This window comes from Klebsiella sp. SYXHC3 (assembly GCF_057196925.1).
In genome coordinates this window covers 746,092-758,219 of record NZ_JBXUNG010000001.1, presented here as the reverse complement: position 1 = coordinate 758,219, position 12,128 = coordinate 746,092, and the positions used below count along the sequence as shown (strand labels likewise).

Genomic DNA, 12,128 nt, shown 5'->3' with positions numbered 1-12,128 from the left:
ATGTAGAATCCCTCGGGCCATTGATAGCGCCCATTCAGGGTGTTCATTGGTTTTTGGTAATTTCCGGTGGAACTTTGGTCGGTGTCACCGGACGTACAGCCCGCTTCGGCGGGTTTTACGTTAGGCCTCGTTGGCCATCTGGTCGTATTGACCGCACTTCGTAGAGCAATAGGTTCTTTCCCGTGGCGCCAGTTGCGAACCGTGAATGATGAGGATGGTCATTTTTACTTCCTTGCCTTCCTCAATCGGCTTGCGGCAATAAGCGCATTTCTTCTGCATAACTCCCCCCTACATCTGAGCCGTAAATGCGGCTGGGTTTTCTGCTAATACTCCCTTAAGCGGGTAACAGTTTTCTTCAACTCCCTGCTCAACTGCAGCTTTCTTACAATCCGACTCGCTGTCATATACACCGAGAAGAACGTCCTGATTTCCGCCAGTCAGCATGCCGACAGTGAGAACCAGTGCGAACATCGTGTTCATGAAGGGTCACCTTTTTGTGCGAGCATGTAACACACCCGACGAATGAATGCTGACAGAGGGCTTAACCGAATAGCCTGCTGACGAGCGGGTTTACGTGCAAAATCGACCATTGATATAACTCCCACAGTGCGCTGATTAGCGCCGTCCAGATGAAGAGCCCGATAACTGCCGAAATGATCAGGGCTCTGATGCCTTGCTTACTCATTTCAACCTCTGCCTTGTCGCCGGCCAGCGGAACGTTGCTACCTACTGCGCATTGATATTTCCACCTCATCCCGGCATTCGTATGCTCCGGGCAGCTACTTCGTGGGCGTCCTGCCTTGGTGGGGTGTTGCTGGAGTTAATTAAACACAATGTTTAATGCTGTGTCAACATTATGAGTAATTATGTATAAACAAAAAGTTTATAGCGAGGGCTGGGTTAGTGCAGGGAGTATGTTTATGGGTCTATTCTTTGGTTATAAAAACATCTGTGAGGGCTAATGGTATGCGGTATGAGGAAGAGTTTTTCGCGGAGATGCACCCGCAAATAGCGCAGGTTATCGGGATAGCGGTTATGCAGTTACTGGTTGAGAAGAAAGAGCCGTCAAGAGAGGCGCTGATAGAGATGATTCAGGTGTTGTGGCAGGAAGACCAGGTCGATCTGGCTGTGGAATTGGCCCTTGACGTTCTGTCGCTACCAAAAGAGTACGGATAATAAAAAACCGGCGCGGTGGCCGGGTTATTATGTGCAGATAATATCTTGATGATTCAATAGTGAAATCGGCGGCTTAAACCACTGAATCACTTAAGAACTAATTCATTCAAAGCATCAATAATCTTGGATACGTAGCTACCGAAAACGTAAACGCAGAATGAGAAAACTCCAGCTACAACGACGCCCGTTGCTTTAAACGTTGTTTTCATGGATGAGATACCGGTTTCGATATTGGCCAGCCTGCTATCTACAGACCTGATGTCTGTTTTTAGTTCAGCTATATCACGCTTGATGTACTCAACATCAGATTCAAGCTTAGCGATTCGCGATTCCATATCAGGCCCTCTACCATTGCCACTGTTAGAGGAAGCAGAAATTCCCTTCCTCTCTACAGTGAAGCTTATACTACCTTGCTGATAGGAGGGAATTGATATTTCTGCACTATCACCAACCATAAGTTAGCCTTCAATCCTTACATCAATGAAAGACACCGCCGCCCTAGTTTCAGCTTCATTCCCGCCCTCAACATTCAGTGTGGCATCGATGCGATATTGGCCGGTTGGAATACCGTGGGGTAGGGTAATTGGAGCGTCGAAAGAAACTGGCAAAAATCCGCCAATAGCCTCAATATCATCAACTCTGAATTTTTTTTGAAAGAAAAATTGAGGATATAACTCATCTTCTTTGGCTGGGCGGATAGAATAAGACGCGAGATAGACTTGGCTAGGCTTTAACCCTATAAAAAATAAAGATATATCGAATGCTATTTCTTCATGCTGTTGCGCGCGAATTAATAAAACCGGCTCTCTACTTGCACCGGGGCCTTTTTGAAATGGGATAATATACGCAATTCTGGCGTATAACATTTCATCATTCATAAGCAACTCTTAGCTTCAATATTCTTCATCGCCCCTGATCCTTCGCCCCATGTACTTGGCATACAGCTCATCGAGCTCTTTGAGCCGCAGAGATACGATCCGCAGCATGTTCTGTTGCTCTTCTTCGTTGGGGAGTTGGTTATAAAGTTCCAGCAACCGCTTCTCGTCCGGGCGTAAACCATCATTTGCATCCACGTCCTGACCTAAAACCCACTCAAGGCTTACGCCAAGAGCATCAGCGAGCTTTATGGCCGAGCTCTTTCCGATCGCTCCCCGCACAAACCAGTTGTTAACCGATTGCGAACTTACGCCACAAATTCTCGCTATATCCGCTTTGGATATGCGCTTCATCTCAATTATTTCATTGAGCCTTTGGACCTGTGGGTTGTCGGACTGGTGCGTATTTTTTCTCATATATCACGATTTTAAACTAAATGTTTACCACCTCAACATTCATAAAGTTGACATTAAAATAAACATAATGTTTAATCTGCTCTGTAACTTTAACGGAGTGGTTTATGAACGCATTAGAAAAAGCCATACAAATCGCTGGTGACGCAACGAAGCTAGCAGAAAAACTGGACGTCTCATCTATGACGATTAGCCATTGGAAGCATCGCCATGGGGGAGCCGTTCCTCAGTCTCGGGTTTTCCAAATCTTCCGGGTAACCGGCGTTACTCCGCATGAACTTCGCCCAGACCTTTACCCAAATCCAAACGACGGTTTGTCTTCACAAAATCTGGCGGGATGACCATGCAAACACTTTCCTTTCAACAAAATACCGGATTCAACCCCGGCGCTCTGATAAAGCGAAATCAGGCGAAAGTGGCAGATCACGACGGCATTCGTTCTGCCGTTCGCGCCTGGGCAGCAGCTGAAGGTCAGGATGTTGTTTCGGCATACATCATCGATGAGTGGCGCCAGCAGGGCGGGGAAGAAATTGAATTTCCCGCGGACATCAGCCGCGCCCGCCAGAAGCTTTTCCGTTACCTGGATAACGAGGTCGATTCGGAAAAGTATCGCGCGAATGTGCGTCTTCTGACGCCAGCCATCATGGCCGTCCTCCCGTTGGAATACCGCCACCGCCTGTTGCCTGAAGACAATTTCATGTCCCGCCTGGCACGGCTGGAGAAGGAGACCAGCGAAGCGAAGGTTGCTGTTGCTATGGGTGCTCCACGCCATCAAAAGCTGAAAGAACTGAGCGAGGGAATTGTCGAGATGTTCCGGGTTGACCCAGAACTAACGGCGCCACTGATGGCCATCGTCACTTCAATGCTGGGGGTTTTGTAATGTCGGGTATCAAAAAGGCGAAAGCCGCGGTGCTGTAACACCAACGGCTTTCAGGTGCAAAAACGAAGAGGTAATTGCGAGGTAAGTATGTCAGGAACAAAGACTGAGGTAAACGCCCAGGCGACCCATAAATGCTCCTTTTGCGGGGCGAGCAACATTGAGATTGCAGGCGTTCTCATCGCCGGCCCCGGCGTATCCATCTGTCAAAAATGTGTCTTTCAGTGCGTTGATATTGTCTTTCAGCACGCAGAAAAGACCGATAAACCAACGTCATAAGTTCAGGGGTATCTATGCGTGACTATGCAACAGTCGCACCGCAATTCTGGCTGGGGAAAACAGGTCGGGAACTGCGGAAAAAAGGCGCTGAAGCGCAGGTGGTCTCGTTCTATCTGATGACCTCGCCACACGCAAACATGCTCGGGTTGTATTACCTGCCAATTCTTTACATCGCCCATGAAACAGGCTTGGGCTTGGAAGGGGCTTCGAAGGGGCTTAATAGGTCCATAGAAGCGGGGTTTTGTAGCTATGACGAGGACACAGAGATGGTCTGGGTGCATGAAATGGCCGCCTATCAGGTAGGCAAAGCATTAAAGCCAGGTGATAACCGTTGCGCTGGAGTCAGAAGTGAGTATGCATCACTTACTGAAAACCGTTTTCTTTCAGAGTTTTACGAGCGTTACAAAAATGATTTTCATTTGAATATCAAGCGAGAACCACGCCGAATTTTGGAAGGGGCTTCGAAGGGGCTAGGAAGCCAAGATCAGGAACAGGATCAGGAACAAGAAAAAGATAAAGATCTCTTGGGGCATGGCTCCGCCACACCCCCGGATAGTGAATTTTCAGATGAAGCTCCATCTGAAAAGCCGAAAAGCAGTTATTCGGAGGAGTTTGAACAGGCCTGGAGGGAATACCCGAAACGAGCCGGAGGCAACAGCAAGGCTGACGCGTTCAAAGCCTGGACTGCCCGAATTAAATCCGGCGCGACAGCGCAGGAGCTCATCGATGGCGTTCGTCGATACGCTGCATACGTGACTGCTGCCGGAAAACTCAATACCGAGTTCGTGAAACAGGCATCCACATTTTTCGGTCCGTCCAAGCACTACGAGGAACCATGGACCGCAACCGCGGCTGCCGGAAAGCGGGATCCGAATCTAGTGTCCCAGCCCAGTAAGTTAATTCCCAGCGGGTTCAGGGGGTAGATATGAAAAATATGATTGGTACTGGTAGTGCGATGGAACGGCTGAGAAAGCTTATCCCTCCAGGTGTTGAGCCGAAGTTCGCCAGCGTTGACGAGTGGCGCACATGGCAGGCAGAGGAAGGTCGAAAACGCTGCGAGGAACTGGAAAAGCAGAACCAGCGTGCACGTTCAGAGAAAATTTTCGGTCGTGCCGGGATACAGGATCTGCACCGCAGCTGCACGTTCGCAAATTATCAGGTTGCAGGAGATGGGCAGCGTCGGGCGCTGACGATGGCAAAAAGCTACGCACAAAACTTCGGTTCCGGGTTCGCAAGCTTTGTATTTAGCGGAGCTCCTGGTACCGGGAAAAACCATCTGGCGGCGGCAATCGGCAATCACCTGCTGGCTGGTGGACATTCCGTATTGGTGGTGACTATTCCTGACCTGATGCTACGTGTTCGTGAGTGCTATGACGACGGGCAGTCAGAAGCATCTCTACTGGACGACCTTTGCCGGGTTGATTTGCTCATCCTGGACGAGGTAGGGATTCAGCGTGGCAGCAGCGGCGAGAAGGTCATTCTGAACCAGGTTATCGATCGTCGCCTGTCATCCATGCGTCCGGTCGGCATTCTGACCAACCTGAATTATGAATCCCTGACGGATACCCTCGGCGCGCGGATCCTTGACCGTCTGCAGATGGACGGTGGTATGTGGGTGAACTTTGTCTGGGATAGTTATCGCAAAAACGTCCGCCATCTGCGCGTCGTTAAGTGAGGAAAACATGGCTAGAGCATTGTCAGCTGTTGAGCGCCGGGAGTATGTCCGCGCAGTGATTCGTATCACGAAACATCAGGGGCGCCTAACGACCACCGACGCAATGAAAAAACTGGGGTTAAGCCGCGATACCGTCCTGAAGTATTTCCGCGAGGCGGAAGCCACTGGCGAAGTCGTTCGTCATGGCCGATCCGGTTTATTCCGCGACCAGCGCGCCGTTATCGATTTTGACATGAAGCGTTTTGGTCTGGTTCCGAAAGCAGCTGTTGGGATGAATTACAGCCTGTTGGGGAGTCCGGTATTCCAACGGGTCCTGGATGTTCAGGAGGCCATTTATGCCAGCAGGCCATGCCCTTCGTACCGGGAGGGCATATGACAATTGTGAAAACTCATACCGGGATCGTAATAACCAAAGACGGTCCGAAACGTAAAAAACTGCACGCGACTGAAAGTATGTGGGTGGTGGGAAAGAACGAGTTTTACCACAAAGACACCGGACGCCGGCACTTTGCCGAGAACACGCGCCGTCGGCTTTTGCTGGAAACGATTGAGAAAATCGGGAGCAAATTATGAGTGAAGTAACAGTGAAATTGACGAACAAAGCGATCGCAATCATTGCGGACTACATCCAACGCGCCAGTAAGAACGAGCAACTGCAGGACGCAAAGAATCGTCTGGATAAAAAAATAGCGATGCTCTCTGAAGACGAAAACTGCGATCAGGAGCTGTTGATGGCTGCATTCGTACCAGCGATGACAAATAATACCCGTGATGGTTTTTTTGAAGCTATTGCGGTTGCTTTGGAAGGAACGCAGGCATGAACAAGAAAATGGAACCATCGCTGCAGTATGCCTGCAAACGTATTCTGGAGCTGGAACAGTTGTTGCTGGTGGATGTGCCTGAAACCGTCTGGCCCGCCGAGGTTGCAATGGTTCTGTCTCATGTAGAAAGCGCCGGAGAACTACCGGCGCATCACCAGCGCCGATTACAGCACCATATCAACCGCATGTGGCTTGAAAAAATGCCGGTGCCGACAATCATCGCCGCGGCCCGTTCGCTGGCCAGTGCCATGGAGAAATACGCGTGAGAGAAATCATCGTTGATAACTTTGCTGGTGGTGGTGGGGCGAGTACTGGAATAGAGATGGCGATCGGGCGCAGCGTGGATATTGCTATAAACCACGATCCCAACGCGGTGGCTATGCACACCACGAACCACCCGGATACGTTGCACTATTGCGAATCTGTGTATGAGGTTCGCCCTAAGGTTGCGACTGCCGACCGCCGCGTCGGACTGGCCTGGTTTTCGCCAGACTGCCGCCACTTTTCGAAAGCGAAAGGGGCGAAGCCGGTAGAAAAATCAATCCGTGGGTTGGCGTGGATAGTCCTTCGCTGGGCGCTGGATGTAGACCCGCGGGTGATGATGCTGGAGAACGTTGAAGAGTTCAAAACGTGGGGGCCGCTGCTGGCTGCTGAAATGCGGCCAGACCCGGAACGCGTCGGGGAAACATTCCAGGCTTTCGTCGGCATGCTGACAACCGGAATCCCCGCGAACCATCCGGCGCTGGCCGAATGCTGCGAGTTTCTGAATATTTCGCTTGATAGCGAGGATGCTGCACGGCTGGTAAAAGGTCTGAGTTATGACCTGGATTACCGTGAACTTCGAGCATCCGACCTTGGTACACCAACGATCCGGAAACGCTTTTTCATGGTTATGCGCCGAGACGGGCAACCGATAGTCTGGCCGGAAGCCACTCACGGGGATCCGAAATCACCAGCAGTGTTTGCTGGCAAACTGGCGCCATGGCGTACAGCTGCGGAATGCATCGACTGGTCTATCCCGGCGCCGTCGATTTTTGGCCGCAAAAAGCCGCTGGCGAAAAATACGCTCCGACGCATTGCCCGGGGCATCCAGCGATTTGTTATCGACAGTGCCGAGCCGTTCATCGTCAAGTGCAACCACACTACGACAAAAGGGCAATACGATTGTTTTCGTGGTCAAGAGTTAGGCGCCCCCCTTCAGACCATAACAAAAAAACTCGGCTACGCGCTCGCCGTCCCGACGTTAGCACCGTTTATGGCTGGGAATGGCGGCAGCGAATATCAGGCGAAACCACGTCCGCTCGATAAACCCGCTCACACCATCCTGAAAGAGTCCCGTGCCTGCGTCGTCGCTCCGGTTATTGCCCGGCAGTTTGGCGCCAGCATCGGCCACCGGGCGGACGTGCCGAACGCGACTATCACGGCGGGCGGTGGAGGCAAATCGCAGTTGGTGACGCCGACGCTGATTCAGATGGGATATGGCGAACGCTCCGGGCAGGAGCCGCGCGTGCTGCAACTAGGCAACCCGCTGGGCACTGTTACCGCCGGTGGCAATAAATTCGCAACGGTGAGCGCATTCCTGGCGAAGCACTACGGCGGGAACTATACCGGCGCCGGCGTCAGCCTTGATGAACCTGCCCATTCCGTGACGACTGTCGATCACCATGCCGTTGTTGCCTCTCACTTGGTCAAGTTACGCGGTACCTGTCGTGATGGACAGCGGACTGATGCACCGATGCCGACCCTTACCGCCGGCGGCCAGCACGTCGGGGAAGTTGAGACCACTCTCGCTTTTGAGCATTACGACGAGCAGCGCGCGCAACAGGTTCTAGCGTTCCTGAAAGAGTATTGTGGAGCCGATAGCACCGGGCTGGTGGAAATCGCCGGGGTAACTTACCGCATCGTTGATATCGGCATGCGTATGCTTCAGCCACACGAACTGTACCGCGCGCAGGGCTTCCCGGACTGGTACATCATTGACCAAGATTACCGCGGCGTTAAGTATGCGAAGGATAAGCAAGTTGCGCGCTGCGGCAACGCTGTGCCGCCCCCATTCGCTGAGGCGCTGGTGAGGGCTAATTTGCCGGAGATGTGCCTGAAAAAAGACATTGCAGCATGATAAAGCCCGCTTCGGCGGGTTTTATCTTTTATGGCGAAAAATTAATCCAACAGGAGAATAGGGGGCGAAAAGTGAACTTAAGCCCACAAAAGGACAAATCGGAAAAATTATTTGTAATACAATTATACGCTCATTGGTTATGAGGTTTTTGTATGAAGATTTACCAGGCTCAACCACATGATGTGGATACTATCCTTCCCCTGTATCTCGGGTACCGTCGTTTCTACGAGGTCGAAGAAAATGCCTCGCAGGCCAGAGATTTTATTCTCAAGCGCCTTCAGCTTAATGAGTCCGTGATCTTTTACGCCGAGGTTGATGGGAAAGCGGTAGGCTTTACGCAGCTCTATCCTTTATTTTGCTCTCTTGAGATGAAGCGTATTTGGTTGCTTTATGACCTTTTCGTTGATGAGTCAGCTCGGAAGCATGGTGTGGCACACAAACTAATCTCACGTGCTGAGCAACTGGCGAAGGAGAGCGATTCGGCATTTATTATGCTTAGTACCGCTACAGATAACATCCGTGCACAGGCGTTGTATGAGCGTAATGGATTTGTGCGAGATACTGAGTTCTTCGTGTATAACAAGTTTCTGAAATAAATGTTCGATGTAGCCATAATAAAGTGGTTAGTTAATGCCTGGCGGGTTAGCTCACTACTTGAGTATGGCGTCAATGCATCTTACCCAGTGGTAGTCGTCTCTTCTAAACTGCCAGACTATACAACTGGATAGCCTTCTACTTTCAATTTTGCCAAAGTTGACAGAGAGAAATGGTAAGGCAGCATGAGAAAACCCGCTTCGGCGGGTTTTTTTTTGCACTGGTAAATAGGGGCTTATACGATACACAAAATATGCCGTCGACAACCGCGCAAAAAACTTTTCACTCCGTTAGCCATGAAAGTTAAACAAAACTCCCAAACTTTCAATTGTGATAATCTCTTTTGAAAATAGTGGCTTGTAGGGTGATCTTCATCTGCCATCATATCCCTCGTACCGTGTAATTTTCACATGTAAGTGATTCAACATTAATTTATACTGTATAAAAACACAGTATATGATTTTGCTTCCGGGAGGTAGGGATGCGCAGAGAGAGTGACGAGTATTACGATCTGGTTAAACGTTCTACAGGTGAAATTGTGGGCAGTATCAGGGCCGCTGGCCGAGCCCTGGTGTACACGGCTAGCGGGATTACTTCTATGCGACCGCTACTTGAGGACGAGGGAATATTTAATCTCAACACAATGACCAGTTTTCTGCATCGCCTCGGCTACCGAGTTATCCCACCTTCTGATAATATGAAATCAACGGCCTGAACAACCGTTAACCTACTGCGCCACGGAGAGAAACCATGGCGCACTTGCACTTAATAAAACATTCTCAAGGCATCCTGATCCCCGCAACGCCGGAGACCAGCGATTTTCTGCAATCAAAATGCAAGCTCGGCGCCGTCCTGGAGGCCGATTATAAGCTTGTCCGCAACCCGACGTTTCACCGCCGATATTTCGCATTACTCAATCTGGGCTTTGAATACTGGGAGCCTACCGGCGGCGCAATCTCTTCGAACGAGCGCAGGCTGATTCTCGGTTATTCCAAATTCCTTGCATCCCATGGTGGCAGGGAATCGGTATTCCAGGATATTGCAGAGCAGTATCTTGACCGCATCGCAGAAAAACGAGCCGGAAGCATCAGCATCTGCAAATCCTTTGACGCCTATCGCTCATGGGTAATCGTCGAAGCTGGCCATTACGATGCGCTACAACTGCCGGATGGCACTCTGAAAAAGCATCCCCGTAGCATTTCTTTCGCCAGTATGGACGAAACTGAATTCCACCAGCTTTACCAGTCCTCATTAGATGTGCTCTGGCGGTGGATTCTGTCCCAAAAATTCGCCAGTCGTGATGCTGCTGAAAATGCAGCGTATCAATTGCTCAGCTTTGCGGGGTGAGGCGATGAAATATTCATGGTTTCACCATCACGACTGCACAACCCAGCAGGCCGATGAACTGATGGATAAGTACCGCAAGCGTGGGGTAAAGGTCGAACGTAGCTTAAACCCAGATTTTACAACCTGGACCGTCAGCGCTCAGCTGGTGGAAGACAAGAATCCACCGCGGCCTGATTCCCGCTGGCGCAACCGGATATGGGGGTGAACATGGCAAAGAAACCCCAACGACGCTGTAAAATATGTCGGGTGAAATTCACTCCTGCATTCGAAAATCATCGCTGGTGCTGTCCTGAGCATGGCGCTGAATATGCCATGCAGGAACTGGAGAAGAAGCGCGAAAAACAGGTGCAGGCGAATGCGAAGAAAGAGCGCGCCGAATGGCGTAAACGCAAAGCCGCGGTGAAGCCTCTCAGACATTGGGAGGATATGACACAGCGAGTCGTTAATGACTACATACGCGAACGTGACCATGATCTGCCGTGCATCAGCTGCGGCACATTAGATACGGTTCAGTGGGAAGCCGGCCATTACCGTTCCCGCGGTAAAGCATCGCACCTGCGCTACAACGAGGACAACATTCACAAGCAGTGCCATCACTGCAACGTGCAGATGTCAGGAAACCAGCAGCAGTACCGCATTGGCCTGGTAGAGAAAATCGGTGCTGAGCGCGTCGAAGATCTGGAAAACAACAACACTCCTCACCGATACACCATCGAAGAACTGGAAGGCATCAGGCGCCATTACAGCGCGCTACGCCGTGCGCTAATAAAACAACGGGAGGCCGCATGAGCAAAATCCAATACCCAATGTCCACTGCTGCTGTCTTTGATGACATGGTCTATCCCATCCACCTGAACGGATCGCATCAGATTGAGAGCGAGACGATGGGAGCGATCAGATGGTTCTGCCGGTGGAACAACGAGGAAATGGCCGTTGTTAAGGCACATGTGCTGTTTAGCTGCTGGGGCCTTTACCTGACGTATGACCAGCTTATGGCGGAGGCCGCATGAGCCGTGACGTTATCGAACGCATCCGCGACCGCTGGCACAAGCTCCGCCTCTGCCGGCACCGCGGCACCGTCTTAGTTGACTACCGCATTTTGAAGAATTTCGTCCGCATCTATCAGGCTTCAGGAGAGAAAGTATGAATACCCAGTACCTTGAGTATGTTCGCCAGCAGCTGATAGTGGCCACCGCCGATCTGAGCGGTGCGACGAAAGGGCAACTGGTAGCCTTTGCTGAGAACGCAATGTTTGAAGCGACGGCGCGCAGCAATAAGCGGATGAAGGTAGTCGACCCTGCAACAGGGAGAATGGTTAAGCCGAGTAATCCTCCGGTTCCTGGCAAGCAGTCCCGCGCCAAAGGCTCAGCCATAGCCCTGGTGCAGCCTGTTGAGTTTTCTACTGCCAGCTGGCGCCGCGCCATCCTGTCGCTGGAGAAGCATCAAAAAGCTTGGTTGCTCTGGAACTACAGCGACAATATCTGTTGGGAGCACCAGGAGACAATCACCCGGTGGGCGTGGGAACAATTCAGCGAGAAGTTGGCCGGCATTCGCATTGCAAAGAAAACAGTCGACCGCCTTCGTCAGCTTATCTGGCTGGCAGCGCAGGATGTCCAAGCCGAACTGGCGGGGCGTGACACATACGAATATAAGGAACTGGCGGAACTGGTGGGCGTAGCAAAATCCACATGGACAGAAACCTATCTACCCCATTGGCTGGCTATGCGCAGCAACTTAGTTAGGCTTGATAGCGACGCGCTCATATCGACTACGCGATCACGTTCACAACAAAAGGCGACAAATTTAGATGTAAGTCTTGCAAAACCGAACTGAAAAGCATATATTTCATATAAATCTGATATCGTCGCCATAGCTTCGATTGTCGACCAAATTAAGAGCCTCGCCATCGTGCGGGGCTTTTCGCACCTAGACCTTAACGCTCTCCTATGAT

23 protein-coding genes are annotated in these 12,128 nt (G+C 51.0%); 18 read left to right on the top strand and 5 right to left on the bottom strand.

All coding sequences use genetic code 11. The features are described 5' to 3' along the window. Positions 1-120: 120 nt before the first annotated feature. Both AC2CGP_RS03745 and AC2CGP_RS03740 read right to left on the bottom strand, forming a co-directional pair. Positions 121-279, bottom strand: a complete 159-nt coding sequence (locus AC2CGP_RS03745; protein WP_045419483.1) for a YdaE family protein — start codon at positions 277-279, stop codon at positions 121-123. A 9-nt stretch (positions 280-288) separates the two neighbouring features. Continuing rightward, positions 289-480, bottom strand: coding sequence for a DUF1482 family protein (locus AC2CGP_RS03740; protein WP_047037764.1), 192 nt, complete (start codon positions 478-480; stop codon positions 289-291). Positions 481-966: 486 nt separating this feature from the next. Between AC2CGP_RS03740 and AC2CGP_RS03735 the strand changes: the two genes are divergently transcribed. Continuing rightward, entirely contained in the window at positions 967-1,176 is a 210-nt protein-coding gene (locus AC2CGP_RS03735) for a hypothetical protein (RefSeq protein WP_198068540.1), read from the top strand. An 86-nt stretch (positions 1,177-1,262) separates the two neighbouring features. Here AC2CGP_RS03735 and AC2CGP_RS03730 read toward each other — a convergent pair whose 3' ends face one another. Genes AC2CGP_RS03730 through AC2CGP_RS03720 form a run of 3 tightly spaced genes read right to left on the bottom strand, consistent with a single transcriptional unit; the run spans position 1,263 to position 2,468 of the window. Then, positions 1,263-1,631: a hemolysin XhlA gene (locus tag AC2CGP_RS03730; protein WP_063422095.1), complete on the bottom strand. Its 369-nt coding sequence runs from the start codon at positions 1,629-1,631 to the stop codon at positions 1,263-1,265. A 3-nt stretch (positions 1,632-1,634) separates the two neighbouring features. After that, positions 1,635-2,054 (bottom strand): hypothetical protein, encoded by a 420-nt coding sequence (locus tag AC2CGP_RS03725; protein ID WP_198068538.1) that lies wholly within the window; start codon positions 2,052-2,054, stop codon positions 1,635-1,637. Positions 2,055-2,069: 15 nt separating this feature from the next. Continuing rightward, positions 2,070-2,468, bottom strand: coding sequence for a helix-turn-helix domain-containing protein (locus AC2CGP_RS03720; protein ID WP_198068537.1), 399 nt, complete (start codon positions 2,466-2,468; stop codon positions 2,070-2,072). A 104-nt stretch (positions 2,469-2,572) separates the two neighbouring features. Between AC2CGP_RS03720 and AC2CGP_RS03715 the strand changes: the two genes are divergently transcribed. The 17 genes from AC2CGP_RS03715 to AC2CGP_RS03635 all read left to right on the top strand — a co-directional run bounded on the left by AC2CGP_RS03715 (position 2,573) and on the right by AC2CGP_RS03635 (position 12,010). Further along, the gene (locus AC2CGP_RS03715; protein ID WP_029503646.1) at positions 2,573-2,806 is read left to right on the top strand and encodes a transcriptional regulator; all 234 of its coding nucleotides are present in this window, start codon (positions 2,573-2,575) and stop codon (positions 2,804-2,806) included. A gap of 2 nt (positions 2,807-2,808) precedes the next feature. Continuing rightward, the gene (locus AC2CGP_RS03710; protein WP_101134784.1) at positions 2,809-3,345 is read left to right on the top strand and encodes a toxin YdaT domain-containing protein; all 537 of its coding nucleotides are present in this window, start codon (positions 2,809-2,811) and stop codon (positions 3,343-3,345) included. A gap of 87 nt (positions 3,346-3,432) precedes the next feature. Then, positions 3,433-3,621, top strand: a complete 189-nt coding sequence (locus AC2CGP_RS03705) for a ClpX C4-type zinc finger protein (RefSeq protein ID WP_072057914.1) — start codon at positions 3,433-3,435, stop codon at positions 3,619-3,621. Positions 3,622-3,635: 14 nt separating this feature from the next. Beyond that, entirely contained in the window at positions 3,636-4,544 is a 909-nt protein-coding gene (locus AC2CGP_RS03700) for a hypothetical protein (RefSeq protein ID WP_047052297.1), read from the top strand. Between the two features lie 2 nt (positions 4,545-4,546). Further along, positions 4,547-5,296: an ATP-binding protein gene (locus tag AC2CGP_RS03695; protein WP_198068533.1), complete on the top strand. Its 750-nt coding sequence runs from the start codon at positions 4,547-4,549 to the stop codon at positions 5,294-5,296. Positions 5,297-5,303: 7 nt separating this feature from the next. Continuing rightward, positions 5,304-5,672 carry a DUF977 family protein gene (locus tag AC2CGP_RS03690; protein ID WP_259418576.1) on the top strand — a complete coding sequence of 123 codons (369 nt, stop codon included), beginning with the start codon at positions 5,304-5,306 and terminating at the stop codon, positions 5,670-5,672. Then, positions 5,669-5,869, top strand: a complete 201-nt coding sequence (locus AC2CGP_RS03685) for a hypothetical protein (protein ID WP_213759759.1) — start codon at positions 5,669-5,671, stop codon at positions 5,867-5,869. The genes AC2CGP_RS03690 and AC2CGP_RS03685 overlap by 4 nt, the downstream gene beginning before the upstream one ends. Beyond that, entirely contained in the window at positions 5,866-6,117 is a 252-nt protein-coding gene (locus AC2CGP_RS03680; RefSeq protein WP_116548385.1) for a hypothetical protein, read from the top strand. The genes AC2CGP_RS03685 and AC2CGP_RS03680 overlap by 4 nt, the downstream gene beginning before the upstream one ends. 8 nt (positions 6,118-6,125) lie before the next feature. Further along, positions 6,126-6,383 carry a hypothetical protein gene (locus AC2CGP_RS03675; protein WP_116548475.1) on the top strand — a complete coding sequence of 86 codons (258 nt, stop codon included), beginning with the start codon at positions 6,126-6,128 and terminating at the stop codon, positions 6,381-6,383. Next, the gene (locus AC2CGP_RS03670; RefSeq protein ID WP_484502279.1) at positions 6,380-8,236 is read left to right on the top strand and encodes a DNA cytosine methyltransferase; all 1,857 of its coding nucleotides are present in this window, start codon (positions 6,380-6,382) and stop codon (positions 8,234-8,236) included. Before AC2CGP_RS03675 ends, AC2CGP_RS03670 begins: the two co-directional genes overlap by 4 nt. Before the next feature lie 152 nt (positions 8,237-8,388). After that, positions 8,389-8,832 (top strand): GNAT family N-acetyltransferase, encoded by a 444-nt coding sequence (locus AC2CGP_RS03665; protein ID WP_004179624.1) that lies wholly within the window; start codon positions 8,389-8,391, stop codon positions 8,830-8,832. Between the two features lie 748 nt (positions 8,833-9,580). After that, positions 9,581-10,177, top strand: coding sequence for a DUF1367 family protein (locus tag AC2CGP_RS03660; RefSeq protein WP_484502278.1), 597 nt, complete (start codon positions 9,581-9,583; stop codon positions 10,175-10,177). A 4-nt stretch (positions 10,178-10,181) separates the two neighbouring features. After that, on the top strand, positions 10,182-10,382 hold the full coding sequence (locus AC2CGP_RS03655) for a hypothetical protein (RefSeq protein ID WP_484502277.1): 201 nt from the start codon (positions 10,182-10,184) through the stop codon (positions 10,380-10,382). Positions 10,383-10,384: 2 nt separating this feature from the next. Beyond that, positions 10,385-10,966, top strand: a complete 582-nt coding sequence (locus AC2CGP_RS03650; protein ID WP_484502276.1) for a recombination protein NinG — start codon at positions 10,385-10,387, stop codon at positions 10,964-10,966. Beyond that, the gene (locus AC2CGP_RS03645) at positions 10,963-11,187 is read left to right on the top strand and encodes a protein ninY (RefSeq protein ID WP_484502275.1); all 225 of its coding nucleotides are present in this window, start codon (positions 10,963-10,965) and stop codon (positions 11,185-11,187) included. The genes AC2CGP_RS03650 and AC2CGP_RS03645 overlap by 4 nt, the downstream gene beginning before the upstream one ends. Next, positions 11,184-11,324, top strand: coding sequence for a YlcG family protein (locus AC2CGP_RS03640; RefSeq protein WP_484502274.1), 141 nt, complete (start codon positions 11,184-11,186; stop codon positions 11,322-11,324). The genes AC2CGP_RS03645 and AC2CGP_RS03640 overlap by 4 nt, the downstream gene beginning before the upstream one ends. Further along, positions 11,321-12,010 carry a bacteriophage antitermination protein Q gene (locus AC2CGP_RS03635; RefSeq protein ID WP_484502273.1) on the top strand — a complete coding sequence of 230 codons (690 nt, stop codon included), beginning with the start codon at positions 11,321-11,323 and terminating at the stop codon, positions 12,008-12,010. The genes AC2CGP_RS03640 and AC2CGP_RS03635 overlap by 4 nt, the downstream gene beginning before the upstream one ends. Positions 12,011-12,128: the final 118 nt, after the last annotated feature.

Bases quoted from the DNA above. Each gene is read 5' to 3' on its own strand.
- AC2CGP_RS03695 (WP_198068533.1), top strand. From the start codon at position 4,547: ATGAAAAATATGATTGGTACTGGTAGTGCGATGGAACGGCTGAGAAAG.
- AC2CGP_RS03690 (WP_259418576.1), top strand. From the start codon at position 5,304: ATGGCTAGAGCATTGTCAGCTGTTGAGCGCCGGGAGTATGTCCGCGCA.
- AC2CGP_RS03675 (WP_116548475.1), top strand. From the start codon at position 6,126: ATGGAACCATCGCTGCAGTATGCCTGCAAACGTATTCTGGAGCTGGAA.
- AC2CGP_RS03645 (WP_484502275.1), top strand. From the start codon at position 10,963: ATGAGCAAAATCCAATACCCAATGTCCACTGCTGCTGTCTTTGATGAC.
- AC2CGP_RS03650 (WP_484502276.1), top strand. From the start codon at position 10,385: ATGGCAAAGAAACCCCAACGACGCTGTAAAATATGTCGGGTGAAATTC.
- AC2CGP_RS03720 (WP_198068537.1), bottom strand. From the start codon at position 2,468: ATGAGAAAAAATACGCACCAGTCCGACAACCCACAGGTCCAAAGGCTC.
- AC2CGP_RS03660 (WP_484502278.1), top strand. From the start codon at position 9,581: ATGGCGCACTTGCACTTAATAAAACATTCTCAAGGCATCCTGATCCCC.
- AC2CGP_RS03735 (WP_198068540.1), top strand. From the start codon at position 967: ATGCGGTATGAGGAAGAGTTTTTCGCGGAGATGCACCCGCAAATAGCG.
- AC2CGP_RS03705 (WP_072057914.1), top strand. From the start codon at position 3,433: ATGTCAGGAACAAAGACTGAGGTAAACGCCCAGGCGACCCATAAATGC.
- AC2CGP_RS03680 (WP_116548385.1), top strand. From the start codon at position 5,866: ATGAGTGAAGTAACAGTGAAATTGACGAACAAAGCGATCGCAATCATT.
- AC2CGP_RS03745 (WP_045419483.1), bottom strand. From the start codon at position 279: ATGCAGAAGAAATGCGCTTATTGCCGCAAGCCGATTGAGGAAGGCAAG.
- AC2CGP_RS03655 (WP_484502277.1), top strand. From the start codon at position 10,182: ATGAAATATTCATGGTTTCACCATCACGACTGCACAACCCAGCAGGCC.
- AC2CGP_RS03740 (WP_047037764.1), bottom strand. From the start codon at position 480: ATGAACACGATGTTCGCACTGGTTCTCACTGTCGGCATGCTGACTGGC.
- AC2CGP_RS03725 (WP_198068538.1), bottom strand. From the start codon at position 2,054: ATGAATGATGAAATGTTATACGCCAGAATTGCGTATATTATCCCATTT.
- AC2CGP_RS03640 (WP_484502274.1), top strand. From the start codon at position 11,184: ATGAGCCGTGACGTTATCGAACGCATCCGCGACCGCTGGCACAAGCTC.
- AC2CGP_RS03700 (WP_047052297.1), top strand. From the start codon at position 3,636: ATGCGTGACTATGCAACAGTCGCACCGCAATTCTGGCTGGGGAAAACA.
- AC2CGP_RS03685 (WP_213759759.1), top strand. From the start codon at position 5,669: ATGACAATTGTGAAAACTCATACCGGGATCGTAATAACCAAAGACGGT.
- AC2CGP_RS03635 (WP_484502273.1), top strand. From the start codon at position 11,321: ATGAATACCCAGTACCTTGAGTATGTTCGCCAGCAGCTGATAGTGGCC.
- AC2CGP_RS03715 (WP_029503646.1), top strand. From the start codon at position 2,573: ATGAACGCATTAGAAAAAGCCATACAAATCGCTGGTGACGCAACGAAG.
- AC2CGP_RS03665 (WP_004179624.1), top strand. From the start codon at position 8,389: ATGAAGATTTACCAGGCTCAACCACATGATGTGGATACTATCCTTCCC.
- AC2CGP_RS03730 (WP_063422095.1), bottom strand. From the start codon at position 1,631: ATGGTTGGTGATAGTGCAGAAATATCAATTCCCTCCTATCAGCAAGGT.
- AC2CGP_RS03710 (WP_101134784.1), top strand. From the start codon at position 2,809: ATGCAAACACTTTCCTTTCAACAAAATACCGGATTCAACCCCGGCGCT.